The sequence below is a fragment of the Microbispora sp. ZYX-F-249 genome, from assembly GCF_039649665.1.
GTDB classification, from domain to species: domain Bacteria; phylum Actinomycetota; class Actinomycetes; order Streptosporangiales; family Streptosporangiaceae; genus Microbispora; species Microbispora maris.
The window spans coordinates 43,394-56,723 of sequence record NZ_JBDJAW010000036.1 but is presented as its reverse complement, the minus strand read 5'-3'; the positions used below and the strand labels follow the sequence as shown (position 1 = coordinate 56,723).

The window sequence follows — 13,330 nt, the reverse complement described above, 5'->3', positions numbered from 1 at the left end:
TGTCAGGAGCCGGGCAGCAGGCTCCGCTGAATGGCGTCCTCGTTGGCGTCGAGCCAGGCGGCGGCGCGCCTGATCCGCCCGCCCGCGCCGCCGGCCCACATGCGCGCCCAGCCTCCGCCGAGCGTCCGGGCCCGGTCCCGCATGAGCGTGTAGGAGCGGCCGAACCGGATCCTGGCCGTCTCCACCAGCATGAGCCGGTCCCGCGCGGACAGGCCGTACGCGTCGCAGAACAGCCGGACGCGGGCCGCCGCGTCCAGGGAGCGCTGCATCGGGTCGCGGTCCACCGGGTCGGCGAGCGGGGCCCAGTGCCGCACCGTGGTGACCACGTCGAACAGCCGCGTCGTCGGCCTGGCCAGGTCGAAGTCGATCAGCGCGTACGGCAGCAGTCCCTGCGTCGTCTCCCGGAAGACGACGTTGGCGGGGGTGACGTCGCAGTGCCCCACGAGCTCGGCGGGGCCCTCCGGCGCCGAGCCGTCCTCCCAGGTCGCGCCGGGGGGCGGGGTGAACGACGCCGCCGCGTCGTGGAAGCGCCGCAGCAGCCGGGCCACCGCCGTCAGCGCCTCGTCGCTCACCGCGTACGCCGGCAGGGGATGCGCGGGCACCACGCCCTCGACGTACGTGAGGATCGTCCTGCCCCGCTCGTCGGTCCCGAGGAACCGGGGCGCCCGGTCGAACCCCACGGCCTCCAGATGCCGCAGCAACGCGTGGACGGCAGGCGACGAGGGCCGCATCGGCCGCCGTACGGTCGCCCCCACCCGCACGACCCCCTCGGAGACGTCTCCGATGAGCGGGATCTCGCGTACGGACATGGCGCTGGATTTTAGCCCCGCAGGCGATCAAATTTCCGCCCGAATGCACGAAGTACGGGAAAACGTCTCGCCAACCGGACGATCGTCCACGTATCGAGAAACTCCCTATCACGGCCCAACCTTCCCTACTAATGTTTGTAGGGAATTTTAGGGAAGGAAGGCGGGCATGACTGCCACCGGCATCTACGTCACGATCGAGGGCGAGCGCGAACTGCGGGAGCGGTACCAAGAGCTCCTCACCCGCTGGCCGGTCCCGAGCGAGCGGCTGCGGATCCCGACCCGGGAGGGTGAGACCTCCGTCGTGGCCTCCGGCCCTCCGGAGGCCCCACCGCTGCTCCTGCTGCACGGATCCGGCACGACCTGCGTGATGTGGCTGGGCGACGTCGCCACCTGGGCGCCGCATTTCCGGGTCTACGCCGTCGACCTCATCGGCGAGCCGGGACCGAGCGCCCCCGCACGTCCCCCGCTGGACTCCGAGGCGTACGCGCTGTGGCTGGACGACGTGCTGGAGGGGCTGGGACTGTCGCGGGTGTCGCTGGTGGGGGCCTCACTGGGCGGCTGGCTCGCCCTGGACTACGCGATCCGGCGTCCCGGCCGGGTCGAGCGGCTCGCGCTGCTGTGCCCGGGCGGCATCGGCCGGCAGAAGCCGGGCTTCGCGTTCATGGCGCTGTTCCTGCTCCTGTTCGGTGAGCGGGGACGACGGCGGCTGCTCACCATGGTCATGGGAGATGCCCCGCATGACCCGCGCTTCGCGGCGTATCTGGACTACGCAACCGAGGTCTCCAGGCACTTCAGGCCGCGCAGGGAGAGGCTGCCGGTGTTCGGCGACGACGCCCTCGGCGGCCTGACGATGCCGATGCTCGTGATCCTCGGCGGCCGGGACGTCCTGCTCGACTCCCGCGACACCGAGCGCAGGGTGCGGCGCCTGGTGCGGCACGCCACGGTCCGCTGCCTCCCCGACGCCCCGCACGGCCTGCGCGGGCACGCGGAACCCATCCTGGCCTTCCTCCGCGGCAGCACGGCGAGCGCCGGCGACGGGCGCTGAACCGGCTTCTCCGCAGCGAATGCCTGAGCGCATCGGCGCAGGCTGGGCGGGTCAACGACGGGCACGGCCACCGCGCTCGGGGGCCCGTAGGAGGCGCGCTCCGGCCCATGTCCGGGAAACCGGGTGTGTACCCGGTCCCCGGATCATGCAGAATTAGGCACGAGCGCCCTTAGCTCAGCTGGATAGAGCATCGGACTTCTAATCCGACGGTCGGGGGTTCGAATCCCTCAGGGCGCGCTCCCCCATCCAGCCCGGATGCCTTCTGAGCTGGGCTTCCGCCTGATCCTGCTGTGATCGCGTGTGCAGCCGTACGCCGCCGAGAGCCGCCGCTTGTCACCAGTCACGGGATATACGCGGGATGATGTTGGTCGCGTTTCCCCAGGTCGCGCGGCGCTTTCCGTGCCCTCTGCGGGATGAGACCCGCCCCGGGAACGCCGAAGGGTCCCGGAGCGATCCGAGACCCTGGGCTGGCGTGGTTCCCACTTCTACGAGTCCTTATCTTTCAACGCCTCAAGCCGGTCGGTTGCGACGTCCGCGATCTTTCGTGCTTGCTGGCGGAGTTCGTCGTCGCTCGGTGGAGTTGCCCGGACTGCCTCCCAGTCGTCGATAAGCATCATCAGCCAGAAGATCTCCTCGGGACCGTCGCACCTGTCCCTGAGTTCGAGGATCAGGAAGTCCGCACCCTTACCGATGGGGAGTGTGCCCTCGGCTATGCCCTGCGCCACGTCGCGGGCGACCTCCCATGGCGTGCGCTGAACATCGATGGGTGGGAAGCCGCTCTCCGTCATCACCTCGCGGATGAGCGGCTCAACTTCGGTCATTGATCCAATGGACAGCGCACAGCCCGCCAACTCCCACACCTCTGGAGAGTCGAGCCCCGCTTCGATCAGTTCGCAGGCCAACCAACCGGCCTCCGGCGCGGTCCCGGAGAGGCGGCCCCAGAGGAGATCACCCCTCAGCTCAGCCAGACGATTCCTGAGCTCGGGGGAAAGTTCCACCAGACCAGTATTCCGCGATTGATCACTCATGAGGCCAGAGCGCCCTCTATACGTTGGTTGGCGATCTCGCGTTGTCCGTCGATGCACTTGGCGTAGACGCGCAGCATGACGTCCACGCCGTGACCGGCGCGCTCAGCCGCCTCCGGAGCGTGGACACCCGCGTTCAACCAGAGGGACACAGCCGCGTGGCGCAGGTCGTACGGACGGGCCGCGAGCGGCGAGGCGACCTGCTCGGGAGTGAAGGCGTAGCTGCGGGCCTGCTTCCAGATCTTCGCGTACGCCGAGCCCGAAATAACCCCGTCCGTCCTCGTCCGGAACAGCCGGCCATCCTTCGCCGTCCCGAAGGTTTCCAGGTGCGCGCGAAGGATCTTCACCAGTTCCGGCGGGATGGGGACGTCTCGCGTTGTCGTGTCGTCCCGGTGCTTGAGGCCCCGCTCGTCGTGGCCCTCCCCCGAGTCAGTGAACCGCTTGTTGCTCTGGGGACGAGTCCTCTCCAGCGTCAGCAGGCCCCAGCCGGATTCGGGCAGGTGACAGTCTTTCTCCCGTAGCCCGGCCGCCTCGGCGGGGCGTAGGCCGCCGAAGTACATGCAGGCGAACATCGCCACGAGCATCGGCCCGCGCTTACGACCGCAGTAGGTGAGCGCGACGAGCAGCTCCCGCGCCTGGGCCGGGTTCACGACGACGCGCCGATCTATCTCGCCGTTCGCCTTGGTCCGGCGCAGCTTCACCCGGTCGAGCGGATTTGCCGAAAGCTCTTCCAGCTCAACCGCGTACTCCAGGGCGTGATGGAACACGGCCCGCTTGCGCCGGAAGGTGGACGCCGCGGCGGCCTTGCCGTCGAGGAGCAGCGAGAGGGCTTCCAAGGCCGCCCTGGTGTGCTTGGCGTCCTCCAATGCCGTCAAAGGCAGCGAAGCCGCTTCCAGCCAGCGCAGCGCCGCCGCGATCTCCGGCGAGGGGGCAGGGCGACGGTCGGCCGGGATGAAGGCGAACTCCCGCAGCGCACGCCGCAAGGTCTCGCCATCCGGTCGGCCCGGTCGGTCGCTGGTGAGCACGGGCGTGACGTTGGACAGCGCGTCCGTCATGCCCTCCCGGCTCTTGGCCGCCGAGTGAGGCCAGCGGGTCTCGACATAGGCGACGGCGAAGGCGTACCAGGTGCGCGCCTTCTTGGCCTTGAGCATGGATTCCGGGAGGCCGGTTTCCACGTCGAACGCCTCGCCGCGCTTGGCGGCCTGCCGGAGGTCGGACAGCCAGTTGTCCGCGAGCGCCTTGGTCCCGAAGGTCTTGGACTTCTCCCGGCCGCCGACCTTCCAGCGCACCTCGTAGGACGGTTTCTTGCTCGACTTGTTCCGCCTGGTCTCCCAGAACTTCACGTCGTAGGAGGCGTTCACGCGGCCTCCCGGAGGCTCTCAAGCCAGGCGGTGAACTCGCTGCGGTAGATGCGGATCTCGCCGTTGGGGAGCTTCAGACCCTCGGGAGCCTTGCCGATCTCACGCCAGCGGTAAAAGGTGCGGCGGGAAATGCCGCCGAGTTCGGCGAGAATCTCGGGGACCGTCATCAGCTTGTCGTCCTTCTTCACGCCGCCCTCCCTTCAGTTGCCGAAAGATCTCTCCCGTCTGCCTCGGCCTGGAGCCGGTCGAGGTGGTTGCGCCAGCGCTGGCGTTCGTGAACCGCGCGCAGGAGCCGTACGCCGATGGGGGCCAGCTCGGGATCACCGGGCTTGACCGGCCGCCAGATGTAGCGGTGGGGGTCGACCGGCTCCTCAGGCAGGCCGAGCGCTTCCAGGACCCAGGTACGGCGGTCCTGCTTGTGCTCGGTCAGGGTCTTGTTCGACCACTTGCGGGAAACGAGCACGCGGCGGCCCGCGTAGCCGAGGTGATCGGGCTTGTGGGCCTTGCCCTTGCACCGGCCCGGGGCCATGCCGGGCTTGGCACCCTTGGGCTGCACGCCGTACCGCAGCCAGTTCGGGCAGGTCGGCGAGCACGGCTCGAACCGCAGCGCGTCGAGCAGCCGTTCGGCGTGAGCTTTCCGGCGGGGATCGTCGGTGCCGAGCGCGTCCCCGAGGGACTTGGTCAGGTACTTCGACAGGTACCCGATGAGTTGGTCGGCGTCCGGCGTTCCGGCGAGCACGCCCTTGATGTCGGCCTGGTCGCCGAAGCGGAGCACGTGCAGGGGTTCGGCCTCGTCGTCCTGGTCGAGCCGGTCGAGGGCCTGTTCCCAGGTCGGCAGCACTTCCCCCGTGGTCGGGTCGAGGTAGCCGGCCCCGTCCTCCCAGACCGGCAGGTGCTCACCCTCGAAGCGGACTTCGTCGGTCGAGGGCCACCACACTTGGTGATACGTAGCCGCGATGATCTGCCGCAGCTCCGCCCGCGGGAGGGTGCCGCGGATCGCCATGTGCAGGTGCGGGGCGAGCCGCTTCTGAGGTTCGACGGTGGCGAAGTACTGCACGTCATAGCCCGCGACCCGGCGGAGGTTCTGCACGAAGCGGTCCACGAGCTTGGAGAAGTGCAGCGCGTCGCGGGCCGCCTGCCCGTAGTCGTACCGGTCCGGATCGAGCGGAGCACCCTCCAGCACCCGCCCGTAGGAGGGCAGGGTGAGGGTCACGAACATCGAGGGACGGTAGACCTTGCCGTCCGAGCCGGTGAAGGTCCGCCCGAGCGTGGTCTTGGTCATCTGCCGCTTGGGCAGATCCGGGGCGTCCTGCCGCCGCTTGGTCGAGCGCGACCGCTTCCCGCTGGTCCGGCCGAGGACCTTGCCGCGCATCCCGGCCCGGTTGATCTCCTCGTCCAGGTCCTCGATCGCGGCGTCCAGATCGGTGGTGTCACCGCCGGCCTTTTCCACCTCATCCCGCCACGCCTGAGCATCGGCCCGCAACTCCACGAGATGGCGCTGATAGTCGTCGGCGTTGTCCGGGAGGTTCACCGGCTCGGCTTCGAGGTGCCAGCCCTCCCGGCACTGCGCCCGCCGCAACTGCCGATTCCGCTTCGCACACGGCGGACACTTGCCTTCCAGCGTCGCCCCACACGGCACGTCGATCACCTCAACCTGACCGGTGAGGATGTCCTGCCGCCGAAGCGGAACCGGGCGGATGCACACCCCGTACTGCTTGGCGATCTCCTCGACCACGTCCCGCGCGAGCGGCATCGCCATGCGGACGGCGCGAGGGGTGGTCCTGTCGGTCGTGGCTGTCACTGGTTACCGCCGGAGGGCTCGACGATCACGGTTGCCTTCTCGCCGCACTCGCGGCACTCGATGACGCCCCGAATGGGGTAGAGCCACAGCGCGTTGCGGGTGCCGCAGGCCGCGCAGGTGAGCTCGTCGAGAAGGTGAGAGATCTCAACCACGGGCATGCGCCCCCGCCCTGCCGGTCGAGAAGCTGGCGACCATGGCGCGGATGTCCTCGTCGGAGACGTACGCGGCGCGGACGCGAATCGGGTCGGGTGAGGTTTCGAGCCGGACGTAGCCGATGCCCGCGCCGAGTTCGGGGACGGGTGAGATGTGGTCGGCGAGTGCGCCCCGGTCGCGTGCGCCGTCGCCGAGGACCATGTCCACCTGTTCCGACTCGTCCAGCCGGAGCGCGATCTTGTCGGGGAACAGGTTGCGGATGTTCATGACCTCCTTGCGCGGGTCCTGAAGTGCGGCCATGACGCCGACACCGACCGCGCGGCCTTGTGTGGTGAGCGTGGCGAGGGCTGCTTTGGTTCGCTCTCGGAGGCCCTTGTCGGACTGGTAGGCGGTCAGGAAGGCGACCTCGTCGACGACGACCAGGACGAAGGGGTCCGCCACGGTAGGTGTGTGGGAGCGCTGGTTGCCACCGAATCGGTCGGCTCTCTCCTGCATCAGCGAGACAGCGGCCTCAAGCAGGTCGGCGCACTCGGCGGGGGTAGCGGCGTAGCGACTACCGAATAGTGCCCGGCCGAAGGACAGCTCCATCCGTTTGGGGTCGAGCGCCCAGACCTGGACGAGAGCGGCCCGCATCGCGGGGAGCAGGCCGCGGATGGCGCTCCACAGGTAGGAGCCTTTGCCCGCGCCGGTCGCGCCCGCGATCAGCACATGCGTGCCGTGGACCTTGAGCCGGTACGGTGTACCGTCCTCGCACAGGCCGATCTCAACCGGCCCCACCGAAGGCGTCTCGGGAATGGGGATGGCGGGCAACGGCTCGGCGAGGGGGTCATGCCGGGGCAGGGTCAGCACGAGGCGACCGGCTCGCGCGATGGACATCCGGCAACTTCGGGCGCCGAAGCCGTGGGCGAGGTGGTCGGCCCGGTCGGTCCAGTCCTTGACCGCCTGCCCGTTGAGCATCTTCACGGTGACCAGGTCGGCCCAGGAGGTACACCGCACCTTGACCAGGCGGGGCAGGTAGTCCCGGCCGCGCAGGTGCCGACCGAGACCGGAGACGATCATCACCGGTTGCCAGTGCCGCCGGTAGACCCAGACCAGGCGCCACCAGGCCAGCAGCGGCCAGCCGACCACGCGCAGGAACGAGTCCCGCTCCAGCAGCACCCACGACAGGCCCACCGTGGGCAGGAAACCGGCCAGGACTACCGTCATCCGCCACCCGTAGGCGAGGGTGACCACAGCCGGAGCTACGGCTGCGGTGCAGGCGATCGGGTGCCGCCAGAGCGTCCGGACGAGCCCGCGCAGGAGGCGGGCCAGCCAGATCACGATGGTGACGATGGCGGGGGTTTGCATGACGGCCGGGCGGAAGACGACGGCCGTGTCCGGGGTGGTGGAGACGAGGTTACGTGCCTCGTCTCCGGGCAGTCTTCTCAGCATTAGGCTGGAGTCCTCTCAAGCATTGGCGTGCGTGGGAGATCCGAGGGGCCGCCGGAAGTTCCCGCTTCCAGCGGCCCCGCTTGCGTGTCAGGCCGCCGAGCCGTCGACGCCGGGAAGGGCGAGCTGGTCGGAGTCGGCCGGCTGCTGGTTGACCAGGCGCTCGCACTCGGCGAGGTAGCGCGAGGCGGCCTGGACGATCTGCCGGGCGATCTCGACGTCCCTGGGGGTGACCGGCCCGGCCGCGGTGGTCGAGACGGTCACGTCCACGCTCGGGCTGGTGATGGCGAAGTAGGGCCGTCCGGAGTCCAGCACCGAGGCCCCGGCACGCAGTTCGGGCGAGTAGAACGAGATGCCGACGTTGGCCGGGTTGCCGGGGCTGAGCGACAGCGTGACGTAGGTGTAGGGGTCGCGGAGCATCAGGCCGCCACCTCCTTACCGGCCGCGCCGCTCTGCTTGGTCGAGGCGGCCCCGGTGCGGGGAGCGCGCATGCTCCTCGCTCGCAGGGAGTAGGCCAGGCGTCCGGTGGTCTGGTGGACGTACGGCGTGACCGTCATTCCCTCGAACTCGACCGGCGTGATGGGCAGGCCGGGTGTGGAGGGCGGCGGGACCGGCTGCACCGGGGCGACGATCTTCACCGCGACCGTCTTCTGGGCGAGCTTGGCGGCCGGGTTGGCGTCCATGACGGCGACCTGCCAGACCAGTTCGCCGGTGGTCTTGTCCTTGGCGAACACGGTGCGCCCGCCGGTCGAGGCGGTGAAGTCCTTGACCTGCTCCACCTCCCCCACCAGGTAGCAGCCGTGCGGGAAGACGTGCTCGAAGGCGATCGGGATGGGTCCTTGGATGGCCATGTGCGTGCTTCCTTTGCTCGGGACGAGCAGCTCATGCGCTCGTCCACTTGTCCGACTGAGTTCCACTGTAAGTCTTGCCCACTCGTCCGCACAAGTAACCGAGCGAGACGAGCGGGGTAAGACTTAGCTCACCTGATAGACATCCTCAAGCTCATGCAGGTCACCAGGCAGGGCCACACTCAGCACCAGGAGTACGTTCCCCGCCGGGTCATGCACGGTCGCCAGCACGCCCAGCACCGGGGACGAGGAACCGAGGAGTTCGGCTTCCTCCCTGGTCGGCTTGCGCGCGGTCAGGCGTTCGGTGACATGGTCGATCCGCAGGTGCTTGACCGCCTGGAGGTGCTGCCGGACCCCATGGCGCAGTGGATCGGGCTTGTCCAGGTCGGTGCCCAGCGCGATCTCCAAGGGGAACCACAGGGTTTCCGCCGCCGATACCCGGTCGCCCTGCCGCGTGACGCGGTGACGGGCAATCACGGGGGTTCGCTCGTCGACGCCCATCAGCTTGGCGACATGCCGGGGGGCCGGCACCCGGGCAACGCTGACGATGTTCTCGGCGTTCTCGGGATGCTCGGCCGTCGACAGGCCGGGCCGTACCCGCTCGGCGGGGCTTTCCGGGCGGCCCTTCACGAACGAGCCGCGGCCGTGTTCGCGTTCGATCCAGCCTTGCATGGCAAGGGTCTGAAGCGCCCGCACAACGGTGGTGCGCCCGACGCCGAACTCCCGGACGAGTTGCGTCTCCGAGGGCAGCATGTCGCCGGGCGCGTACTCCCCGTCCCGGATACGCTGCTGAATCGCCGTCATCACCTGGGCGTACTTCGGCGGGGCGAAGTCCATGCTCATGTTAAGCGCCCAATCACTTTTCCACTTGTCTGCATAAGCACAGTAGCGGCTAAGCGAATGCCTGTCAGGACCTCAGCCACCAGCGGGAAGGCTATTGAGCCCGCCCGGACAGCAGCGCCAGCCACACCGCCCGCGCCTCAGCCTCCCGCCAGGCATGGGTGTGCGCTACCTCCGGCTTCAACTCATCTCCCTTGTACCGGCGGATGTAGGCCAGGCCGCCAGCCGCGCACAACTCGTACCAGGTGTTGCGGTGCTCGTGGCAGGTCCAGGCGAGCACCCGCGACCAGGCGAACTGTCCCGGCTTGTGCCAGGCGAGCGGCATGGCCCCGTTCTGCAACGGCGGGAGATGCGGGGACGGGCACGGCCCACCCCATGCCGGAGCCCTGTTGCTCACCGGTCGGTCCGCTCAAACCGGACCTGTCCGGCCGCATCAAGCGTCGCGCGGAAGATGATTCGGCGGGACCAGTCGTCCGGCACGGTGCCGAAGTCGTAGACCCGGTGCGTGATCCTCCCCCACGGCTGCCGTGCCGGGTCCATTCGGCGCAGCGCCGTGCGGAGCTCGTCCATCGAGGTTGCCTGTCCCGCGCTGGTCCCGCACGGCCCGAGCTCGTCGATCCCGTCAGCGGTGACGAAGACCTCCCACTCGAACATCTCCACGAGCACCTGGCCGTCGTCGCAGTACAGGCAGTCCTCCCGAGACGAGGTCTCCAGGCCGAGCGACACGGCGGCAACCTGCCCGCGTCGAGTGACGATCTTCCAGCCGCGACCGTCGCACGCGGTGCACTTAACTGGTGTGGTCATGCCGGAAAGAATGGATCGCAGACGAATCCAGTCCTATTCCCACGGGATATATCACCGGGAGATATAGAGTTCTCAGCACAAGCCATGCACCACCAGCCTGGGCGAACGACCGGAGGCCGGAATGCACGGGAACGCTTTCGAGCCGATCCAGCTACCCGAACGGGTATGGGACCGCGAAGAAAGCAGGGAAATCCTTAGAAAACGCGACGTAGCGGGCTTGTTCAACCTCGCTGTCAAGTACGCGGGGGCCAGCCAGGTCCGCCTCAGCGCCGCCACCGGCATCGCCCAGGGCCGGATCAGTCAACTCATGCGCGGTCAGCGCCAGGTCACCGACCTTGAGGTCTATGAGCGCATCGCCGCCGGCCTCGGCCTGCCCGACCACGCCCGCATGCTGCTCGGCCTGGCCCCGCTCGATATCGCCTCTCCCACTGGCGATCACGGCGACGAGCACCAGGAGCAAGCCGAGGAACTCTCTGCACGTATCGAGGCCGCCGCCGCCATCGACCCGACGATGGTGATGATCCTCAATACCGACACCAACAATCTGCGCCTACTGGACCGCCGACTCGGCAGCGCCGCCATCGCCGATAAAATGCGCGCCCAAATATCCCAAATACAGCGCGCCCATCGTCATGCCGTACGGCCCGGCATACGCGCACAACTCGCCCACGTCCTCGCGCAAACCGATTCACTCGCCGGATGGCAGGCCATCAACACCGGCGCCCTTAACGACGCCTGGAACCACTACGAGAACGCCAAGGCCGCCGCCCGCGAAGCCGACGACCCCGCCGTCATCGCCCACGTCTCCGCCGAACAGGCATACGTCCTCATGGACCTGGGACAGCCCGCCCACGCCACCGAACTCCTGCAATACGTCCACGCCACCTACCGCGACCGCATCCCCGCCCGGCTGCGCTCATGGCTTTCAGCGGCCGAGGCCGAAGCCGCCGCGATCCTCGGCGACGAGGCGACCTGCCGAACCGCGCTCGATCAGGCCGCCGCTCTCCTACCGAGCGGGCACAGCGACCCGGACATGCCCTACCTGTCACTCGACACCCACCACCTCGCCCGGTGGCGCGGCAACTGCCTCGTCCGGTTCGGCGACCCCGGCACTATCGAGGACCTACGGTCGGCACTGGCCGGGATGGACGGCACCTACAACCGCGCCGAGGCCGCACTTCGCTGCGACCTGGGACACGCCCTGCTGGCCCTGGGCGACCCGGGAGCCGCCCAACCCCACATCCAGCGGGCGAAGCACCTGGCGACCATGACCGGCTCACGCCGACAGCGCAAGCGCATCGACGAACTCAGCCGGCGACTTACCCGCGCTCTGCGTTGAGCCGATCCCGGGCCGCATACAGACCCACCAGCGTTCCCGAGGTCCAGATATCCCCCCGGGCGATCATGTCCGGGATCTCCTTCATCGGAACCCACTCGATCAGGTCCGCCTCGATCTCCCCGCTGGGCTCCTTCACCAGCTCGGCACCGCGGGCGAGGTACAGGTTGTGCTCGGAGTCGACCATGCCGGCCATCGGCTGATAGGTCACCAGGTGCTCAATCTCCTTGACCCGGTACCCGGTCTCTTCCTCCACCTCACGGGCCGCCGTCGTCATCGGATCCTCCCCCGCGTCGACCAGGCCGCCCGGCAACTCCCAACCCCACCGGTCGAACAGGAACCGGTGCCGCCACATCATCAGCACCCGCTGTTGCTCGTCGACCACCACAGCGATGGCCGCCCGATCCAGATGCACCGCGTGATGCTCGAACCGCTCACCATCCGGGATCTCGACGTCCACCAAGCCCAGCCGGATCCACCGGTTGTCATAGATCAGTCGCTCACCATGCACGACCCACCGCGACCGCTCTTCATTGGTAGCCACACAGCGAAGCTACCGGTCAGCTGGGTCAACGTACACAGAAAGCGTCGATCTTCTAGACTCGCGAGCTACTGGCAGCACGGCTCCCTGCAGCATCCTTCTAGACAGCGCCGGATCATGAGTACAGACTAAGGAGTATGACGGCCGGTCAGCACGATGCCTCCACCAGCGCGATCGGCTACCTGTATCAGGTCAATTGGTGCCTCCTCGAATTATTGCGCAAAGCGCCGAATCGTCCCGATAGTGCCATCAGCCTAGAGCTATATGATGACGTCTCCTGGGAAGAGAATGGGACGCCGCAAGAGCTACTCCAGACCAAGCATCACTTAAAGTCAAATATTGGATTGAGTGACAAAGATGCGGACATTTGGAAGACCATACAAGTCTGGATGGATGTCGCCAACCCAAAAGACCCCTACGGACCTCAGCTAGTACTGGTCAGCACTTCGATAGCAAAGGACGGGAGTGCTGCATTCGCCCTCAGGAAAGATAGCCGAGACACGGCAAAAGCACTTCAATTACTGGAGCAAGCCGCCAAAACGTCCAAGTCAGAGTCAACACAGAAAGTTCGAGAGCGATACCTGACGCTAACGGAGGCAGAGCGCCGAGTATTCGTTTCTCGGATAACAGTTGTCGACGGAGAGGTTTCAGCGCAAGACTTAGACGATGAGCTAGCTCAATTGCTGTACTACACACTACCTCTCGGACACGAAAAACTTTTCCTCGCGCAACTTTGGCACTGGTGGGCTCAGGTCTCGCTAGACATGCTCAACCGCAACAGACGGTCAGTGAGCGCTAGGGAGGCCCGCCAATTTATTGGTGACCTTCGCAGCCAATTCAACGACGATAATCTGCCCACCATGGTTGAGATCGCAGACGTAGACGAGGACACCGTAGTCCCTATCTACGATTCTCGCCCATTTGTCCACCAGCTACGATGGGTCGCCTGCAATACCACGAATCTGCGAAAAGCGATCGTGGATTACCATCGAGCGATAACTCAAACCACCGAGTGGCTAACCGAAGACCTAATCGGATTACACGAACTGCAGCGTTTTGAGGATAACCTACGCGACGAGTGGTCCCGCGCATGGGCCGACATGCGGGAGGACTTGGGGTCGGATGCGGACGAGGCAACAAAGATCGAAGTCGGCAAGAAGCTGCTACGTAAATTGCGAGACTCAACATTCATCACCGTTCGCGAGCGCTATAATGATCAGTTTTTCTCGCGGGGAAAGCGTCATGAGCTAGCCGATCGTGGAGACATCGGCTGGCACCCAGATTTTCAGACCCGACTAGAGGCGCTATTGTCCAAAGTTACAACCGCACAGGCCTAGAG

The 13,330-nt window shown here is 67.1% G+C and carries 16 protein-coding genes and 1 tRNA gene; 4 read left to right on the top strand and 13 right to left on the bottom strand.

Annotation, left to right across the window (positions count from 1 at the left end; all coding sequences use genetic code 11):
- Positions 1–2 precede the first annotated feature (2 nt).
- On the bottom strand, positions 3–809 hold the full coding sequence (locus AAH991_RS31465) for a phosphotransferase (protein WP_346229556.1): 807 nt from the start codon (positions 807–809) through the stop codon (positions 3–5).
- A 166-nt stretch (positions 810–975) separates the two neighbouring features.
- On the opposite strand from AAH991_RS31465, the gene AAH991_RS31460 reads away from it, so the two are divergent.
- Positions 976–1,854, top strand: coding sequence for an alpha/beta fold hydrolase (locus AAH991_RS31460; RefSeq protein WP_346229555.1), 879 nt, complete (start codon positions 976–978; stop codon positions 1,852–1,854).
- Between the two features lie 163 nt (positions 1,855–2,017).
- Positions 2,018–2,091 (top strand) — tRNA-Arg (locus AAH991_RS31455).
- A gap of 248 nt (positions 2,092–2,339) precedes the next feature.
- On the opposite strand, the gene AAH991_RS31450 is transcribed toward AAH991_RS31455, so the two are convergent.
- From AAH991_RS31450 to AAH991_RS31400, 11 genes are all read right to left on the bottom strand, one after another.
- Complete coding sequence (locus AAH991_RS31450) at positions 2,340–2,852, bottom strand: hypothetical protein (protein ID WP_346229554.1); 513 nt, start codon at positions 2,850–2,852, stop codon at positions 2,340–2,342.
- A gap of 26 nt (positions 2,853–2,878) precedes the next feature.
- A complete protein-coding gene (locus AAH991_RS31445) occupies positions 2,879–4,240 on the bottom strand; it encodes a tyrosine-type recombinase/integrase (RefSeq protein ID WP_346229553.1) in 1,362 nt (453 codons plus the stop codon).
- Positions 4,237–4,428, bottom strand: coding sequence for a helix-turn-helix transcriptional regulator (locus AAH991_RS31440; protein WP_346229552.1), 192 nt, complete (start codon positions 4,426–4,428; stop codon positions 4,237–4,239). The genes AAH991_RS31445 and AAH991_RS31440 overlap by 4 nt, the downstream gene beginning before the upstream one ends.
- Positions 4,425–6,041 carry a replication initiator gene (locus AAH991_RS31435; RefSeq protein ID WP_346229551.1) on the bottom strand — a complete coding sequence of 539 codons (1,617 nt, stop codon included), beginning with the start codon at positions 6,039–6,041 and terminating at the stop codon, positions 4,425–4,427. The genes AAH991_RS31440 and AAH991_RS31435 overlap by 4 nt, the downstream gene beginning before the upstream one ends.
- Positions 6,038–6,193, bottom strand: coding sequence for a hypothetical protein (locus tag AAH991_RS31430; protein WP_346229550.1), 156 nt, complete (start codon positions 6,191–6,193; stop codon positions 6,038–6,040). Before AAH991_RS31430 ends, AAH991_RS31435 begins: the two co-directional genes overlap by 4 nt.
- Positions 6,186–7,625, bottom strand: a complete 1,440-nt coding sequence (locus tag AAH991_RS31425) for an FtsK/SpoIIIE domain-containing protein (protein WP_346229549.1) — start codon at positions 7,623–7,625, stop codon at positions 6,186–6,188. The genes AAH991_RS31430 and AAH991_RS31425 overlap by 8 nt, the downstream gene beginning before the upstream one ends.
- Positions 7,626–7,712: 87 nt before the next feature.
- Positions 7,713–8,042 carry a 4a-hydroxytetrahydrobiopterin dehydratase family protein gene (locus AAH991_RS31420; RefSeq protein ID WP_346229548.1) on the bottom strand — a complete coding sequence of 110 codons (330 nt, stop codon included), beginning with the start codon at positions 8,040–8,042 and terminating at the stop codon, positions 7,713–7,715.
- On the bottom strand, positions 8,042–8,473 hold the full coding sequence (locus tag AAH991_RS31415; RefSeq protein ID WP_346229547.1) for a plasmid replication, integration and excision activator: 432 nt from the start codon (positions 8,471–8,473) through the stop codon (positions 8,042–8,044). The genes AAH991_RS31420 and AAH991_RS31415 overlap by 1 nt, the downstream gene beginning before the upstream one ends.
- A gap of 123 nt (positions 8,474–8,596) precedes the next feature.
- Positions 8,597–9,313, bottom strand: coding sequence for a GntR family transcriptional regulator (locus AAH991_RS31410; RefSeq protein WP_346229546.1), 717 nt, complete (start codon positions 9,311–9,313; stop codon positions 8,597–8,599).
- A gap of 91 nt (positions 9,314–9,404) precedes the next feature.
- Positions 9,405–9,635: a hypothetical protein gene (locus tag AAH991_RS31405; protein WP_346229545.1), complete on the bottom strand. Its 231-nt coding sequence runs from the start codon at positions 9,633–9,635 to the stop codon at positions 9,405–9,407.
- A gap of 68 nt (positions 9,636–9,703) precedes the next feature.
- A complete protein-coding gene (locus AAH991_RS31400; RefSeq protein ID WP_346229544.1) occupies positions 9,704–10,114 on the bottom strand; it encodes a hypothetical protein in 411 nt (136 codons plus the stop codon).
- A 121-nt stretch (positions 10,115–10,235) separates the two neighbouring features.
- Here AAH991_RS31400 and AAH991_RS31395 point away from each other — a divergent pair, with 121 nt between their 5' ends.
- A complete protein-coding gene (locus AAH991_RS31395; protein ID WP_346229543.1) occupies positions 10,236–11,453 on the top strand; it encodes an NsdA family TPR-like regulatory protein in 1,218 nt (405 codons plus the stop codon).
- Here the strand turns inward: AAH991_RS31395 and AAH991_RS31390 are convergent.
- Positions 11,434–11,994, bottom strand: a complete 561-nt coding sequence (locus AAH991_RS31390) for an NUDIX hydrolase (protein WP_346229542.1) — start codon at positions 11,992–11,994, stop codon at positions 11,434–11,436. The two genes, AAH991_RS31395 and AAH991_RS31390, sit on opposite strands and share 20 nt — an antisense overlap.
- A 134-nt stretch (positions 11,995–12,128) precedes the next feature.
- Here AAH991_RS31390 and AAH991_RS31385 point away from each other — a divergent pair, with 134 nt between their 5' ends.
- The gene (locus AAH991_RS31385; RefSeq protein ID WP_346229541.1) at positions 12,129–13,328 is read left to right on the top strand and encodes an ABC-three component system protein; all 1,200 of its coding nucleotides are present in this window, start codon (positions 12,129–12,131) and stop codon (positions 13,326–13,328) included.
- Positions 13,329–13,330 lie beyond the last annotated feature (2 nt).